Here is a 15,325-nt window from a genome sequence, read left to right as displayed (position 1 = left end):
CCTGCATTCAATACAGTATGTACTTGCTGCTCGCTCGGTTTGCCTTGGCAGAGGAGCGGTCTGCCCGGGCATCGAGAAAAGGAGTATCGCGCCATGCATGCCATCAGCTTCATCCAGGACCTGGCAGTGATCATGCTGGTAGCCGGGGTGGTCACGATTATTTTCCACCGGCTCAAGCAGCCCGTGGTGCTGGGCTACATCGTCGCCGGCTTCATCATCGGCCCGCACACTCCGCCATTTGGCCTGATCCACGACGAAGACACCATCAAGACCCTGGCCGAGCTGGGGGTGATCTTCCTGATGTTCTGCCTGGGCCTTGAGTTCAGCCTGCGCAAGCTGTTCAAGGTCGGTGCCACGGCGTTTATCGCGGCGTTCCTGGAAATCGTGCTGATGATCTGGATCGGTTTCGAGATCGGTCGCTGGTTTGGCTGGAACACCATGGACGCGTTGTTCCTCGGCGCCATCCTGGCCATCTCCTCGACGACCATCATCGTCAAGGCACTCAACGACCTGAAGATGAAGAACGAGCGCTTCGCCCAGCTGATTTTCGGCGTGCTGATCGTCGAGGACATTCTGGGTATCGGCATCATCGCCTTGCTGTCGGGCATCGCCGTCAGCGGCACGGTCAGCTCTGGCGAGGTGTTTTCCACGGTCGGCAAACTGTCGCTGTTCATGATCGTCGCGCTGGTCATCGGCATTTTGCTGGTGCCGCGTTTGCTGGCATATGTGGCGAAATTCGAAAGCAACGAAATGTTGCTGATCACCGTGTTGGGCCTGTGTTTCGGTTTCTGCCTGCTGGTGGTGAAGCTGGAATACAGCATGGTCCTTGGTGCCTTCCTGATTGGCGCGATCATGGCCGAGTCGCGTCAACTGCTGAAGATCGAACGGCTGATCGAACCGGTACGCGATCTGTTCAGCGCCATCTTCTTTGTCGCCATCGGCCTGATGATCGACCCTCAAGTACTGATCGACTACGCCTGGCCGATCGTGGTCATCACCGTGGCGGTAGTGCTGGGCAAGATGTTGTCCTGTGGCATGGGAGCGTTTATCGCCGGTAATGACGGCCGCACTTCGCTGCGGGTAGGCATGGGGCTTTCCCAGATTGGCGAGTTCTCTTTCATCATCGCTGCGCTGGGCATGACGCTGCAGGTAACCAGCGATTTCCTCTACCCGGTGGCCGTGGCGGTTTCGGCAATCACCACGCTGCTGACGCCTTACCTGATCCGTGCGGCCGACCCGCTCTCGCTGAAACTTGGCAAGGTGGTGCCCAGCCGTCTGGCGCGTGTGCTGTCGCTGTATGGCGAGTGGTTGCGCAACATCCAGCCGCAGGGCGAGGGTGCCGTGCTTGCGGCGATGATCCGGCGCATCCTGTTGCAGGTTGGCGTCAACCTGGCGCTGGTGATCGCCATCTTCTTCAGCGGGGGCTACTTTGCCGGGCGCATTGGCAATTGGCTCAGCGAGTGGGTCGCCGATGTCAGCCAGCAAAAGGCGATGATCTGGGGCGCGGCGTTGCTGCTGTCGCTGCCCTTCCTGATTGCGGCGTATCGCAAGCTCAAGGCGCTGTCGATGCTGCTGGCGGAAATGGGCGTTAAGCCTGAAATGGCGGGGCGCCATACCCAGCGAGTGCGGCGGGTGATCGCCGAGGTGATCCCGCTGCTGTCGTTGCTGGTGATCTTCCTGCTGCTGTCGGCGCTATCGGCCAGCATCCTGCCCACCAGTGAACTGCTGCTGGTGATTGCGGTAGTGGCGGCGGTGGTGGTGGCGTTGCTGTGGCGTTGGTTCATCCGCGTGCATACCCGCATGCAGATTGCCTTGCTGGAGACGCTGGAGAACAGCCGCGAGAATACGCATTGAGGCAGCAAGGCTCACTGCGCAAGATTTCACCGTCGCCCGAGGGGATGGAGCGGTAGCGATGTCGCCAGGCGTAGAAGGCCTGGCGACTTGTAGGCGCGCGATCAGCTTTCCAGCCACACGTCCCGCGCCCAGTGCCACACCGATTCCCAGCTGTCTTCACCCACGATCTCGTCTTCGGCATCCCACAGCACAACCGTGCCGTCTTCCTCGACGCAGTAATAGTTATCACCGTCCTGGCAAATCGGGATCAGGTCGCGTGGCACGCCAGCATCCCAGGCATTGGATGCAACGTCCGGCAGGTAGGTATGCGATTGCGGGTCGGTGATCGTGACCGGTTCGAGCGAGCCGTAGACCACATCACTGACGGTCAGCAGGAACTCCTTGAACACAAAGGGAATGTTGATGAACAGCTGTTCTTCGACTTCCACCAGCTGATCTTCATCGGGAAGCTCCAAGGGCACCGGTACCGGCTCATTGGCTTCACGGAGTTGTTCGATCACTTCTTCCACGGTTCACTTCCTCTGACCTTGATGACAACGCTGCGCGTTATACCCTAGTAGGCCGCTGTGGCAAAAGCAAAAACCCCGGGACAGAGCCCGGGGTTTTTGTACAACGCGTGTCGGTTAACCGTTTTGACGGATACCGGCGACCAGCCAAGGCTGGTTCTCGCCCTGGGCGCGAACCATGTGCCAGCTTTCGCTGAACACTTCGCCCTGGTCGAAGCGCGAGGTCTTCGACACGCCACGGAAGGTCAGGGTGGCGTCGGTACGGTCGGCGCGATCATCGACACCATCCAGCTGTACTTCGAGGTTGTCGATGTAGGTAGCCTGGAAGCCATCACCCAACTCGGCGCGCTCGCGCTTGAGGAACTCGAGCATCTGCGGCGTGACGAACTCGGCGATCTTGTCCATCTCGTTGGCATCCCAGTGCTGCTGCAGCGACTGGAAGTGGCTTTGCGCGGCGGTCAGGAAGCTTTGCTCATTGAACCAGGCCGGCGCTTTGATCACCGGAGCGGCTGCGGCAGCAGGTGCGGCCGAACCACCGAAGACCGACGGCTGGGCAGGCTGGCCGTGAGCTTCACGCTGGAACGGCGCATGGCCAGGTGCGGCCATTTGCGGCTGCTGCTGGCGGCGACGCGCGGCAATGAAGCGGAACACCAGAAACGCGATCAGGCCCATGATCAGGAAGTCCATGATCTGCATGCCTTGGAAGCCGTCCCCCATGAACATGGAGGCCAGCAGGCCACCGGCGGCGAGGCCGGCCAGTGGGCCCAGCCAGCGCGAAGCACCGCTGGCGGCGGCCGGCGCACGGCCAGGTGCGGTCGGCGCGGCGGCAGGCGTGGTTGGCGTGGCCTGGCGGGTCTGGTGAATAGGCGCGGAGCCCGAGCTCTTGCCGCCGCCGAAACGCTTGGCGCTGGCGTCCAGGCTCAGCGTCAAGCCGACGCAGAGCGCCAGAGCGATGCTAAGAAAACGTTGCATAAGTGGGATATCCCCTGTTGTGGATTGCACGCGCGTCATGGTGCACAGGTTCCCGGGCACATGACCAGCGACATAATGTTTCGAGCTTTTGCCTGAATGTTACAAGCGTGCCTGTAACCGCCTGTACGCGGGGCTGCCCGCGTACAGCCTCAGATGGCCTCCAGCTTGGCATACCCCAGCATCAGCCACTTGCTGCCTTCGGCAAAGTTCACCTGTACCCGTGCCTGGGCGCCAGAGCCCTCGAAGTTGAGTATCACCCCCTCGCCAAACACCGCATGTTGCACGCGCTGGCCGAGGTTGAAGGCGGTCTGCGGAATATTGGCATTGGCGAACAGGTTGCTGGTGGCGACCTTCGCGCCGCCGAACGGGCGGCTGACACTGTTGGACAAGCGCACTTCCTGAACCAGACCTGGCGGAATCTCGCGTACGAAACGCGACACTTTATTGTAGGTCTCGCTGCCATACAGGCGACGTGTTTCGGCATAGGTCATGACCAGCTGGCGCATGGCACGGGTAATGCCCACATAGGCCAGGCGGCGTTCCTCTTCCAGGCGGCCAGGCTCTTCCAGGCTCATCTTGTGCGGGAACAGCCCTTCTTCCATGCCCACCAGGAACACATAGGGGAATTCCAGGCCTTTGGCGCTGTGCAAGGTCATCAGCTGGATGCTGTCTTCATGTTCATCGGCCTGGGCGTCGCCCGCTTCGAGCGAGGCGTGGCCGAGGAAGGCCGAGAGCGGCGAGAGGTCGGCGTCTTCGTCGCCGGCCTCGAAGTTGCGCGCTGCGCTGACCAGTTCCTCAAGGTTTTCCACCCGTGCCTGGCCCTTTTCACCCTTTTCTTCCTGGTGATAGTTGATCAGGCCGGACTGTTCGATGGTGGTCTGGGTCATGGTATGCAGCGGCATGTCCACGACCTTGGTGGCCAACCCCTCGATCAGTTCGATGAAGGCACCCAACGCACTGGCAGCACGGCCCTTGAGGGCCTTGGCGGCGAGCAGCTGGCACATGGCTTCCCACATCGACAGCTGGCTGTGGCGGGCGTGATCGCGAATGGCTTCGACGGTTTTTTCGCCGATACCGCGCGGCGGCACGTTGATTACCCGCTCCAGCGCCGCATCGTTGCCACGGCCTTCGAGCAGGCGCAGGTAGGCCATGGCGTTCTTGATTTCGGCACGTTCGAAGAAGCGCTGGCCGCCATAGATGCGGTAGGGGATGCGTTCGCGCAACAGGGCTTCTTCCAGCACCCGCGACTGGGCGTTGGAACGATACAGAATAGCGATTTCGTTGCGCGCATTGCCTTGCTTGACCAGGCTCTCGATGGTTTCTACCACATAGCGCGCTTCATCGTGTTCGTTGTAGGCCGCGTACAGGGTCAGCGGCTCGCCTTCGCCCATGTCGGTCCACAGTTCTTTGCCCAGGCGCCCGCTGTTGTTGGCGATCAGGGCGTTGGCCGCCTTGAGGATGCCGCCGGTGGAGCGGTAGTTCTGCTCCAGGCGGATCATTTCGGCGTCTGGGAAGTCGGCCGTGTACTGGTGGATGTTCTCGATCTTGGCGCCGCGCCAGCCATAGATCGACTGGTCATCGTCGCCCACCGCCATCAGGCTCTGGCCGCCGCGCGCGAGCAGGCGCAACCAGGCGTACTGCACGGCGTTGGTGTCCTGGAACTCATCCACCAGCACATGGCTGAAGCGGCGCTGATAGTGCTCCAGCAGCCCGGGGTGATCGCGCCACAGGTCGAGGGCGCGCAGCAGCAGTTCGGAGAAGTCGATGACCCCAGCGCGTTCGCAGGCCTGTTCGTAGGCGGTATAGACATCGCGCATGGTCGACAGGAACAGGTCACCGCCGGCCTGGATATGCTGAGGGCGCAAGCCTTCGTCTTTCTGGCCGTTGATGAACCATTGAGCCTGGCGTGCCGGCCACTTTTGTTCATCCAGGCCGAGCTCGCGCATCACCCGCTTGACCAGGCGCTGTTGGTCGTCGCTGTCGAGAATTTGGAAGTTCTGCACCAGCCGGGCTTCCTGCCAGTGAGCCCGCAGCAAGCGATGGGCCAGGCCGTGGAACGTGCCCACCCACATGCCGGCCGGGTTTATCCCCAGCAACTGCTCGATGCGCTGGCGCATTTCTGCCGCAGCCTTGTTGGTGAAGGTCACCGACAAGATCGAATGCGGCGAGGCCTGCTCGACCTGGATCAGCCAGGCGATGCGGTGCACCAGCACGCGGGTTTTACCGGAACCGGCGCCGGCAAGCACCAGTTGACGCCCGAGCGAGGCGGCTACGGCCTGGCGTTGGGCGTCATTGAGGGAGTTCAGCAGGAGGGAGAGGTCGTCTGTGCGCATCCGGCCATTCTAGGGGCAGGCTGGTTACGGGGCAAACGCCTACTGTATGAATTTCCACCTTTACGTGCTGTCGCTCATCCGGATTGGCCTACAGCACCCTGCCAGACTCAGTTGAGTGCTACCCGGTGGCCGATCTCGACCATTTGCGAACCTTCGGCGTGAATGATCTCCAGCCGCTTCCACGAAGTCCCGCCTTCGCGCCTGAAGAATACCGGCTTCTGGGTCAGGACCTGCGGGTTGATGCCCCCCTTGTCCTCCAGTTTCAGCTGAAGCACTTCCCAGCCACCTTTGTGGCGAATCTTGGGCGCCACCAGAACCGGTTCGATGCCTGGGTGAGCAACGGTCACTGTTCCCTGAACTTCGAAGCAGACCGGTTCGCCTGGTACTTCGCTGTTGTACGCATAGAGGTTTTCGATTTTGCTCATGATGGATCCCTTTGCAGTTTGAGGTGTGCGCCAGCAGGCGCAGCGCTACTGTCTCTGCTCCAAAGGGGTAATGGGATCGGGCAGGCTTTCAGCCATGCCAATGGCTGCCGTGCCTGGCCAGCAGGCTGTTGGCCTGCTCCGGCCCGTTACTCCCGGCGGCGTAATGGCGCGGGGCCTGAAAGTGCTCTTCCCAGCCTTTGATGATCGGGTCTATCCAGGCCCAGGCCGCTTCGACTTCATCGCGGCGCATGAACAGCGTCGAATCACCTTCCAGCACGTCCAGCAGCAGGCGCTCATAGGCTTCCCAGCGGCGGGTCTGGCCGAATACCTGGGCCAGGTTCAGGTCCAGGTCGACCGGCTCCAGGCGCATGCCCTTGCCTGGGCTCTTGGTCATCATGCGCAGGCTGATGCGCTCTTGCGGCTGTAGCTGAATCAGCAGCTGGTTGACCTGGCCGCCGTTGAACAGCTCATGCGGCACGGGCTTGAACTGAATGACGATCTGCGACGAGCGGCGCGCCATGCGCTTGCCGGTGCGCAGGTAGAACGGCACCCCGGCCCAGCGCCAGTTATCGACGTGAGCGTGCACGGCCACGAAGGTTTCGGTGTCGCTGTCGTTGTCCACGTCCTTCTCGAAATAGTAAGCGGGTACTTCCTGGCCGCCGATGTGCCCTGCACCGTACTGCCCGCGCACGGTCTTGTCCTGCACGTCCTGGCCGCAGATCGGCTTGAGCGCCCGCAGAATCTTCACTTTCTCGTCGCGCACGGCCTCGGCCTCGAACTGCGCCGGCGGCTCCATGGCCACCAGGCACAGCAACTGCAGCAGGTGGTTCTGCAGCATGTCGCGGGTCGCGCCGGCGCGGTCGTAGTAGCCGCCGCGGTTCTCAACACCCAGGGTTTCGCAGACGCTGATCTGTACGTGGTCGACCTGGCTGTTGCGCCATACCGGCTCCAGCAGGGCGTTGGCGAAGCGCAGGGCCATCAGGTTCTGCACCGTCTCCTTGCCCAGGTAGTGGTCGATACGGAACACCTGGGCTTCTTCGAACACCGCTCCGATCGCCTCGTTGATGGCTGTGGCGGACGCCAGGGAATGGCCGATCGGCTTTTCCAGCACGATACGGGCTTCGGGGTCGGCCAGGCCGGCGATGCGCAGGTGGTTGGCGATGGGCACGAACAGGTTGGGGGCGGTGGCCAGGTAGAAGATGCGGGTCAGCCCGCCGGGCTCGCCGAGGTAGCGAGCCAGCCGGCCGAAATCGGCACTCTGCGAGGCGTCCATGGGGAAGTAGTCGAGCCGGGCGGAGAACCGTTGCCAGACCTCTTCGTCGAAGTCGTTGCGCGCGATCTGCGCCCGGCAGTGGCGCTCGGCGAGCTTCAGGTAGTCGTTACGTGGCAGGTTGCGCCGCGCCAGAGCGATGATCCGCACCGCGTTGTTCAGACGAGCCTCGCGAAACAGGTGATAGAGCGCCGGGAGCAATTTGTGCAAGGCCAGATCGCCGGTGCCACCGAAGACCAGAATGTCGCAAGGAATAGTCAAACCACCACTCTCCACGTTCGTTTAACTGGGCGGGTTGGCGCCCATGTAGTATAACTACAAGAAAGCTACATCCCGGCCAGCCGATCATAACCGAGTCCAGCCCGTGAATCTGTTGCAACATATCGCCCAATCGCGCCACCTGCTGCGCAAATCGGAACTGAAAGTAGCCGACCACGTGCTGCTAGACCCGGCTGCCGTCATGCACAGCTCGATGGCCGACCTGGCGCACAACGTGGGTATCAGTGAACCGACCATCGTACGTTTCTGCCGGGCGATTGGCTGTTCAGGCTTTCAGGACCTCAAGCTGAAACTCGCGCAAAGCCTGGCCGCCGGGGCCAGCTTTGGGCAGTTCGCGATCCATGAAGACGACTCGGTAGCCGATTACAGCCTGAAGATCTTCGACACTACCTTGCATACGCTGATGGAGGTGCGCGAGCACCTCGATCCACAAGCGCTGCAGCAGGCCGTGAGCGCCATGGCCCAGGCGCAGCGGGTAGAGTTTTATGGCTTTGGCGCATCGGGCGCGGTGGCTGCCGATGCCCAGCACAAGTTCTTCCGCCTGCTGCTCAGCGCGGCGGCCTATTCCGACCCGCACATGCAGGCCATGTCGGCGGTCACCTTGAAGCCGGGCGACGTGGCGGTGTGCATCTCCCAGTCGGGCCGTTCCAAAGACCTGCTGATTACCGCCAACCTGGTGCGTGAGAGTGGCGCCAACCTGATTACCCTGTGCCCGAGCGCCACCCCCTTGGCCGAGCTTTCGACCGTCAACCTGGCCATCGATGTGCATGAAGACACCGAAATCTATACGCCGCTGACCTCGCGTATCGCCCACCTGGTGGTGATCGATGTGCTGGCCATGGGTGTTGCCATGGCGCGTGGACCGAGCCTGGTCAACCACCTCAAGAGCGTGAAGCGCAGCTTGCGCAGCCTGCGCCTATCGCCCAAGTCAATCAAAGCCACCGACGATTGACTTGCGGCGCCTGCGCGGGCCTCATCGCCTGCGCAGGCAAGCAAAATTCACCATTTTGTAACCGCCCTGGCGCAAAACCGTAAACTCCCGAAGCCAGTCTGAAACTCCCGCATCCTAACTGGGAGACAGGCAATGGCTCGTGACTTCGACGGTACGTACCAACCCAACGCCAAGGCTCGCAAGCAGCAGGAAAAGGATCAGCGCCGGATGGAGTATCGCCGCGCTATCGAAAGCTACTGCGACCAGCGTCAATTGCTTCGTGACTTGGTTGACTACCCTGAGCTGCAAGCGCTCACGGTGTGGCAGACTTCGGCAGCATCTTCCCCGAAAAACGCTCAACAATCGCGCTGATCAGCACCCGTTCGCTGCGGATGAACGCCAAGAATGCCAGGGCCACCGGCGACTGCCGCTTGGCCTTGGCCTGTACCACGCACCAACTGCGGTAAAGCGGCAGTTCCTCCACCGGCAACTCTTTGAGCACGCCCGCGGCCAGCTCCATGTTCAAGGCATGGCGGGTCAGCAGGGCAATGCCCAAGCCGGCGATCACGCATTCGCGCTGGGCATCTGCCGATGCCACTTCGAGGGTCTGGGTGAAGTGCACGCGTTTGTCCTTGAAGTATTCCTCACAAGCCTTGCGCGTACCCGAACCTTGTTCGCGGACCAGCAGCGTATGAGGCTCAAGGTCTTGCAGGCGCAGGTGGTCGAGCTTGCACAGCGGATGATCCGGCGGGGCCACGGCGACGATCGGATTGTTCAGAAACGGCAGGAATTCCAGCCCCATGTCCTGCGGCACCATCGACATGATGATCAAATCGTCACGGTTGTCCGAAAGGCGCCGGATCGCCTGGGCGCGGTTGACCACCGTGAGCGTCAGGTTGACCTCCGGGTGGCGCTGCTTGAAGGCGGCGAACAGGTGTGGCACGAAGTACTTGGCACTGGACTCGATCGCCAGTTTCAACTGCCCTTGCAGTGAGCCCTGCATGTCCGACAGTTGCATGTCGAGGCTTTCCAGGCGGCCAAAGATATCCCGGCTGGCACGTTGCAGGGCTTCGGCTGCCTCGGTCAGGTAAAGCTTCTTGCCGACGTACTCGAACAGCGGCTGGCCGATAAGCTCTTCGAGCTGGCGAATCTGTAGACTAACGGCGGGTTGCGTGAGCGCCATTTCCTCGGCTGCACGGCTGTAGGAGCGTAAATCGCACACCTCATTGAAGATCTGCAATTGACGCAAAGTCATACGCATCAAGGACTTACGCATTTTTGTCGCGGCTCCGGCAAAACCTTGTTACGGCACTATAAGCTTTTGCTAATACTGCCCCTAACAAATATTGATTTTTGTTTATCGACCTACAGCGCTAGGGTGAATGTGCGACTGGCCAGCAACGTCTGGTCACGCGCCGACCGGTAGAACCGGCTCGACTGTTCCTACGGCTTTGGGAAGACTCCAGTGATAAAAAAAATCCTGATCGCCAACCGAGGTGAAATCGCAGTCCGCATCGTGCGTGCCTGCGCCGAGATGGGCATACGCTCGGTAGCGATCTATTCCGACGCCGACCGTCATGCGCTGCACGTCAAGCGCGCTGACGAGGCCCACAGCATCGGAGCCGAGCCACTGGCCGGTTACCTGAACCCGCGCAAGCTGGTGAACCTCGCTGTCGAAACCGGTTGTGATGCCCTGCACCCAGGTTACGGTTTCTTGTCGGAAAACGCTGAACTGGCAGAGATCTGCGCCCAGCGCGGGATCAAGTTCATCGGCCCGGCTGCCGAAGTCATTCGCCGCATGGGCGACAAGACCGAAGCGCGCCGCGCCATGATCAAGGCCGGCGTACCGGTCACACCGGGCACCGAAGGCAACGTTGCCGATATCCATGAAGCCCTGAGCGAAGGTGACCGCATCGGCTATCCGGTGATGCTCAAGGCCACTTCCGGCGGTGGCGGCCGCGGCATTCGCCGTTGCAACAGCCGTGAAGAACTGGAACAGAACTTCCCCCGCGTGATCTCCGAGGCCACCAAGGCTTTTGGCTCTGCGGAAGTGTTTCTGGAAAAGTGCATCGTCAACCCCAAGCACATCGAGGCGCAGATCCTGGGTGACAGCTTTGGCAGCGTGGTGCACCTGTTCGAGCGCGATTGCTCGATCCAGCGCCGCAACCAGAAGCTCATCGAGATTGCCCCGAGCCCTCAGCTGACTCCCGAGCAGCGCGCCTACATCGGCGACCTCGCGGTGCGTGCAGCCAAGGCCGTGAATTACGAAAACGCCGGTACCGTGGAGTTCTTGCTCGCCGATGGCGAGGTGTACTTCATGGAGATGAACACCCGGGTGCAGGTGGAACACACCATCACCGAAGAAATCACCGGCCTGGACATCGTTCGCGAGCAGATCCGCATCGCTTCGGGCCTGCCGCTGTCGGTCAAGCAGGAAGACATCCAGCACCGCGGCTACGCGCTGCAGTTCCGTATCAACGCTGAAGACCCGAAGAACAACTTCCTGCCCAGCTTCGGCAAGATCACCCGCTATTACGCACCCGGCGGCCCAGGCGTGCGCACCGACACGGCGATCTACACCGGCTATACCATTCCGCCCTTCTATGACTCCATGTGCCTGAAGCTGGTGGTCTGGGCGTTGACCTGGGAAGAAGCCATGGACCGCGGCCTGCGGGCCCTGGACGACATGCGCGTGCAGGGGGTGAAGACCACTGCTGCGTATTACCAGGAAATCCTGCGCAACCCGGAATTCCGTAGCGGCCAGTTCAACACCAGCTTCGTCGAAAGCCACCCTGAACTGACCAACTACTCGATCAAGCGCAAACCCGAAGAGCTGGCCCTGGCCATCGCCGCCGCCATCGCCGCCCACGCAGGCCTATGAATGCAGCTGCAAGCTGTAAGCGGCAAGCTACAAGTAAAAGCAGACCAGCTTTTCTTGGTGCTTGTAGCTTGAAGCTTGCCGCTATGAGGAGATAACAATGTCCAAGAAAATTCACGTAACCGACACGATCCTGCGCGACGCCCACCAGTCCCTGCTGGCCACCCGCATGCGTACCGAAGACATGCTGCCGATCTGCGACAAGCTCGACAAGGTCGGCTACTGGTCGCTGGAAGTCTGGGGTGGCGCCACCTTCGATGCCTGCGTGCGCTTCCTCAAGGAAGACCCGTGGGAGCGCCTGCGCAAACTGCGCGCCGCACTGCCCAACACCCGCCTGCAAATGCTGTTGCGCGGCCAGAACCTGCTGGGCTACCGCCACTACAGCGATGACGTGGTCAAGGCCTTTGTCGCCAAGGCTGCGGTCAACGGCATCGACGTCTTCCGTGTTTTCGACGCGATGAACGATGTGCGTAACCTGCGCGTGGCCATTGAAGCGGTCAAGGCCGCCGGCAAGCACGCCCAGGGCACCATCGCCTACACCACCAGCCCGGTGCACACCATCGAAGCCTTCGTTAACCAGGCCAAGCAGATGGAAGCCATGGGTTGCGACTCGGTGGCGATCAAGGACATGGCCGGCCTGCTGACCCCCTATGCCACGGGCGAGCTGGTCAAGGCGCTGAAAGCCGAGCAGTCGCTGCCGGTGTTCATCCACTCCCACGACACCGCTGGCCTGGCTGCCATGTGCCAGCTCAAGGCCGTGGAAAACGGCGCCGATCATATCGATACGGCAATCTCCAGCTTCGCCTGGGGCACCAGCCACCCGGGCACCGAGTCGATGGTCGCCGCGCTCAAGGGCAGCGAGTTCGACACCGGCCTGGACCTGGAACTGCTGCAGGAAATCGGCCTGTACTTCTACGCCGTGCGCAAGAAGTACCACCAGTTCGAAAGCGAATTCACAGCGGTGGATACCCGAGTACAGGTCAACCAGGTACCGGGCGGCATGATTTCCAACCTGGCCAACCAGCTCAAGGAGCAGGGCGCCCTCAACCGCATGAACGAAGTGCTGGCGGAAATCCCGCGCGTGCGTGAAGACCTCGGCTTCCCACCGCTGGTAACCCCGACCTCGCAGATCGTCGGCACCCAGGCGTTCTTCAACGTGTTGGCCGGCGAGCGCTACAAGACCATCACCAACGAGGTGAAGCTGTACCTGCAAGGCGGTTATGGCAAGGCCCCAGGCGTGGTCAACGAACAACTGCGCCGCCAGGCGATCGGCAGCGAAGAAGTAATCGACGTGCGCCCGGCCGACCTGCTCAAGCCAGAAATGACCAAGCTGCGTGGCGACATCGGCGCCTTGGCCCGCTGCGAAGAAGACGTGTTGACCTTCGCCATGTTCCCGGACATCGGGCGCAAGTTCCTTGAGGAACGCGAAGCCGGCACCCTGACCCCGGAAGCCCTCTTGCCGATCCCTGAAGCCGGGGCCATCGCCGCACCCGGCGGCGAAGGCGTACCGACCGAGTTCGTCATCGACGTGCACGGCGAAACCTATCGCGTCGACATCACCGGTGTGGGCGTCAAGGCAGAGGGCAAGCGTCACTTCTACCTGTCGATCGACGGCATGCCGGAAGAAGTGGTGTTCGAGCCGCTCAACGAGTTCGTCGGCGGTGGCGGCAGCAAGCGCAAGCAAGCCACCGACCCAGGCCACGTCAGTACCACCATGCCAGGCAACATCGTCGATGTACTGGTCAAGGAAGGTGACATGGTCAAGGCCGGCCAGGCCGTGCTGATCACCGAAGCCATGAAGATGGAGACCGAAGTGCAGGCGGCCATCGCCGGCAAGGTCGTGGCCATCCACGTGGCCAAGGGCGACCGCGTGACGCCGGGCGAGATCCTGATCGAGATCGAAGGTTGATGGAAACCTTCGTTTAACTAGCGGTTTACCTCTGGGGAGCGGATGCTCCCCTTTTTTATGCATTAGATTGCATATTATTGAAGATAATTGTCAAAAATGTGCATTTTAATGCATATTTTTAGCGTTCAGAACGACTGAACGAACGGGGCGAGGGGAACCCTACCCTCAAATCAATGAATGCGGTACTTCGCCCGTTCGGCTTGCAGATAGGTGTGGTCAGGCGCCAGCGTCAGATCACCTGACCCTCACTGCTGATAGCCCTTGCCAAAGTGCCTTTCCAGCTTGGCCTGCACCAGCTCCAGCAGAATCGACAGCACCCAGTAGATCACCGCCGCAGTCGTCAGCATCTCCAGGTAGCGGTAGCTGGAGCGGCCGTAGGACTGGGCCAGGAACATCACTTCCCACACGCCCATCACCGAAATCAGCGATGAATCCTTGAGCATCGAAATGAACTGGTTCGCGCTCGGCGGGATGATGGTGCGCATGGCCTGGGGCAGGGTGACGTGCCAGAAGATCTGCGCAGGGCGAAGGCCCAGGGCCATTGCCGCCTGACGTTGCCCAGGCGCCACACCGAGGATGCCGGCGCGGAAAATTTCGCTGAGGTAGGCGCCATAGTTCAGCGACAGGGCAATGATGCCGGCGCTGATGGCCCCAGGGACCACGCCCAGCTGCGGCAGGCCCAGGTAGATCAGCAGGATCTGGATCAGCAGTGGCGTGCCACGGAAAAACGACGTGTAGAAGCTGGCGATGCCCAACAGCACCGCGCTGCTCGACAGCCGTGCCAGCGCGGCGGCGAAGCCCAGTGCCACGGAAACCACTATCGAGCACAGGCACAGGAACAGGGTCAGTGCCGCGCCTTGCAAAAAGCCATTCGGCCCCAGCTTGAACCCCGCCAGATACGGGAATTTTTCGACAATGATCGAAAACTTCAAGTCAAAGCTGAGGAAGAACGCCGCAAACAGCACAAACAACCCGACCCAGGTCAGATACAGGCGTGTGCGAAAGCCGAACAGTTGTGTGCCCGACGCTTTGACGGCGGGACGCGGGGCAGGTTGTTGAGCATTCATTTACTGATATCGGCGCCGATCCATTTCTGTGACAGCTTGGCCAAGGTGCCATCGGCCTTCAGCTCGGCGAATACCTGACGCAGCTTGGCATCCCACTCGGGGTCGCCTTTTTCAATCGCCACCGAATTGGGTTCTTCGTACAGCGGCGCACCGGCCAATTTGAAGCGCTTGTCCTGATCCAGGCGCGGCTGGGCGGTGACCAGGTTGGTCAGGATGGCATCCAGGCGCACACCTGCGCCCAGGCCCAGGTCCTGGAAGGCGACGTTGTCAGTGTCATAAGGGGCGATCTGCACCATCTCGAAGGGATAGTCGATCTTCTTGTCCTCATCACCCTCGATGACCAGGTTCTTGTTCAAGTAGCTCTCGTAGCTCGAGGCGCTGGTCAGGCCGACCTTCAGGCCGTCCAGGTCTTTGGCCGAATGGATGCGTTCGTCCTTGGCGTTGACCACGATCACCGCAGGCGAGGCGTAGTACTCCACCGGGAAATCAAACACCTCGGCGCGCGCCTTGCTTGGGGTCATGGAGCACACACAAAGGTCATAACGGCCGCTCCAGCGCCCTGCGGCAATCACATCCCAGGAGGGTGTTTCCAGGCGCAGCTTGACGCCCAGCTTGTCGGCGACGGCCTTGGCCACATCCACGTCGAAACCATCCAGCTGGTTCTGATCGTTCAGAAACGAGAACGGCGGATAGCTTTCCATCAGCACGTTGACCATTTCCTTGCGCGCTTGCACTCGGTCCAGCGTGGCACCTGCGAAGGCCTGAGTGGTGGCACACAGGGCGATGAGGCCGGTGCCGAGCAAGGGAAGCAAGCGCATGGAGGTACCTGAAAAAGTTGTTGGACAATCCGTGTCGGGTATTTAATAGTTATAACAAGTTACACACTAATGAATTTTATTTA

Annotated in this window: 13 protein-coding genes and 1 pseudogene; 6 read left to right on the top strand and 8 right to left on the bottom strand. The window is 61.1% G+C overall.

Translation table 11 applies throughout. From position 1 onward, the window contains the following. Positions 1–93 precede the first annotated feature (93 nt). The gene (locus LJX93_RS26850) at positions 94–1,854 is read left to right on the top strand and encodes a cation:proton antiporter (protein WP_033702409.1); all 1,761 of its coding nucleotides are present in this window, start codon (positions 94–96) and stop codon (positions 1,852–1,854) included. A gap of 101 nt (positions 1,855–1,955) precedes the next feature. Here the strand turns inward: LJX93_RS26850 and LJX93_RS26845 are convergent, their stop codons facing one another. From LJX93_RS26845 to zwf, 5 genes are all read right to left on the bottom strand, one after another. Further along, the gene (locus LJX93_RS26845) at positions 1,956–2,363 is read right to left on the bottom strand and encodes an SMI1/KNR4 family protein (RefSeq protein WP_033702408.1); all 408 of its coding nucleotides are present in this window, start codon (positions 2,361–2,363) and stop codon (positions 1,956–1,958) included. Between the two features lie 114 nt (positions 2,364–2,477). After that, on the bottom strand, positions 2,478–3,332 hold the full coding sequence (locus LJX93_RS26840) for a Tim44 domain-containing protein (protein WP_227696609.1): 855 nt from the start codon (positions 3,330–3,332) through the stop codon (positions 2,478–2,480). A 149-nt stretch (positions 3,333–3,481) separates the two neighbouring features. Continuing rightward, positions 3,482–5,665: a DNA helicase II gene (gene uvrD / locus LJX93_RS26835; protein ID WP_033702406.1), complete on the bottom strand. Its 2,184-nt coding sequence runs from the start codon at positions 5,663–5,665 to the stop codon at positions 3,482–3,484. A gap of 107 nt (positions 5,666–5,772) precedes the next feature. Further along, the gene (locus LJX93_RS26830) at positions 5,773–6,090 is read right to left on the bottom strand and encodes a hypothetical protein (protein ID WP_095063945.1); all 318 of its coding nucleotides are present in this window, start codon (positions 6,088–6,090) and stop codon (positions 5,773–5,775) included. Between the two features lie 88 nt (positions 6,091–6,178). Beyond that, entirely contained in the window at positions 6,179–7,621 is a 1,443-nt protein-coding gene (zwf, locus tag LJX93_RS26825) for a glucose-6-phosphate dehydrogenase (RefSeq protein WP_033702404.1), read from the bottom strand. Positions 7,622–7,724: 103 nt separating this feature from the next. Between zwf and hexR the strand changes: the two genes are divergently transcribed. Together hexR and LJX93_RS26815 are read left to right on the top strand one after the other, a co-directional pair. Continuing rightward, a complete protein-coding gene (gene hexR, locus LJX93_RS26820; protein ID WP_027592102.1) occupies positions 7,725–8,591 on the top strand; it encodes a transcriptional regulator HexR in 867 nt (288 codons plus the stop codon). Positions 8,592–8,723: 132 nt separating this feature from the next. Further along, on the top strand, positions 8,724–8,942 hold the full coding sequence (locus tag LJX93_RS26815; RefSeq protein WP_077068708.1) for a PA3496 family putative envelope integrity protein: 219 nt from the start codon (positions 8,724–8,726) through the stop codon (positions 8,940–8,942). Here the strand turns inward: LJX93_RS26815 and LJX93_RS26810 are convergent. Further along, the gene (locus LJX93_RS26810; RefSeq protein WP_033702403.1) at positions 8,884–9,846 is read right to left on the bottom strand and encodes a LysR family transcriptional regulator; all 963 of its coding nucleotides are present in this window, start codon (positions 9,844–9,846) and stop codon (positions 8,884–8,886) included. The two genes, LJX93_RS26815 and LJX93_RS26810, sit on opposite strands and share 59 nt — an antisense overlap. A gap of 189 nt (positions 9,847–10,035) precedes the next feature. Here LJX93_RS26810 and LJX93_RS26805 point away from each other — a divergent pair, with 189 nt between their 5' ends. The 3 genes and pseudogenes from LJX93_RS26805 to LJX93_RS26795 form a co-directional block, all read left to right on the top strand. Then, complete coding sequence (locus tag LJX93_RS26805) at positions 10,036–11,451, top strand: acetyl-CoA carboxylase biotin carboxylase subunit (RefSeq protein ID WP_227696607.1); 1,416 nt, start codon at positions 10,036–10,038, stop codon at positions 11,449–11,451. A 97-nt stretch (positions 11,452–11,548) separates the two neighbouring features. Continuing rightward, positions 11,549–13,357 carry a sodium-extruding oxaloacetate decarboxylase subunit alpha gene (oadA, locus tag LJX93_RS26800; protein ID WP_033702401.1) on the top strand — a complete coding sequence of 603 codons (1,809 nt, stop codon included), beginning with the start codon at positions 11,549–11,551 and terminating at the stop codon, positions 13,355–13,357. Between the two features lie 140 nt (positions 13,358–13,497). Then, positions 13,498–13,599 (top strand): annotated as a pseudogene (locus tag LJX93_RS26795) (transcriptional regulator); the annotation flags it as partial. 3 nt (positions 13,600–13,602) lie between these two features. On the opposite strand, the gene LJX93_RS26790 reads toward LJX93_RS26795, so the two are convergent. Together LJX93_RS26790 and LJX93_RS26785 are read right to left on the bottom strand one after the other, a co-directional pair. Beyond that, the gene (locus LJX93_RS26790; RefSeq protein WP_095063944.1) at positions 13,603–14,424 is read right to left on the bottom strand and encodes an amino acid ABC transporter permease; all 822 of its coding nucleotides are present in this window, start codon (positions 14,422–14,424) and stop codon (positions 13,603–13,605) included. Further along, positions 14,421–15,242: an ABC transporter substrate-binding protein gene (locus LJX93_RS26785; RefSeq protein WP_047582518.1), complete on the bottom strand. Its 822-nt coding sequence runs from the start codon at positions 15,240–15,242 to the stop codon at positions 14,421–14,423. Before LJX93_RS26785 ends, LJX93_RS26790 begins: the two co-directional genes overlap by 4 nt. Positions 15,243–15,325: the final 83 nt, after the last annotated feature.

It is taken from the genome of Pseudomonas sp. HN2-3 (genome assembly GCF_020691745.1).
Lineage (GTDB): Bacteria > Pseudomonadota > Gammaproteobacteria > Pseudomonadales > Pseudomonadaceae > Aquipseudomonas > Aquipseudomonas capeferrum.
Note: the sequence above shows the minus strand (reverse complement) of the source record. Positions and strands in the feature narration are given on the sequence as shown.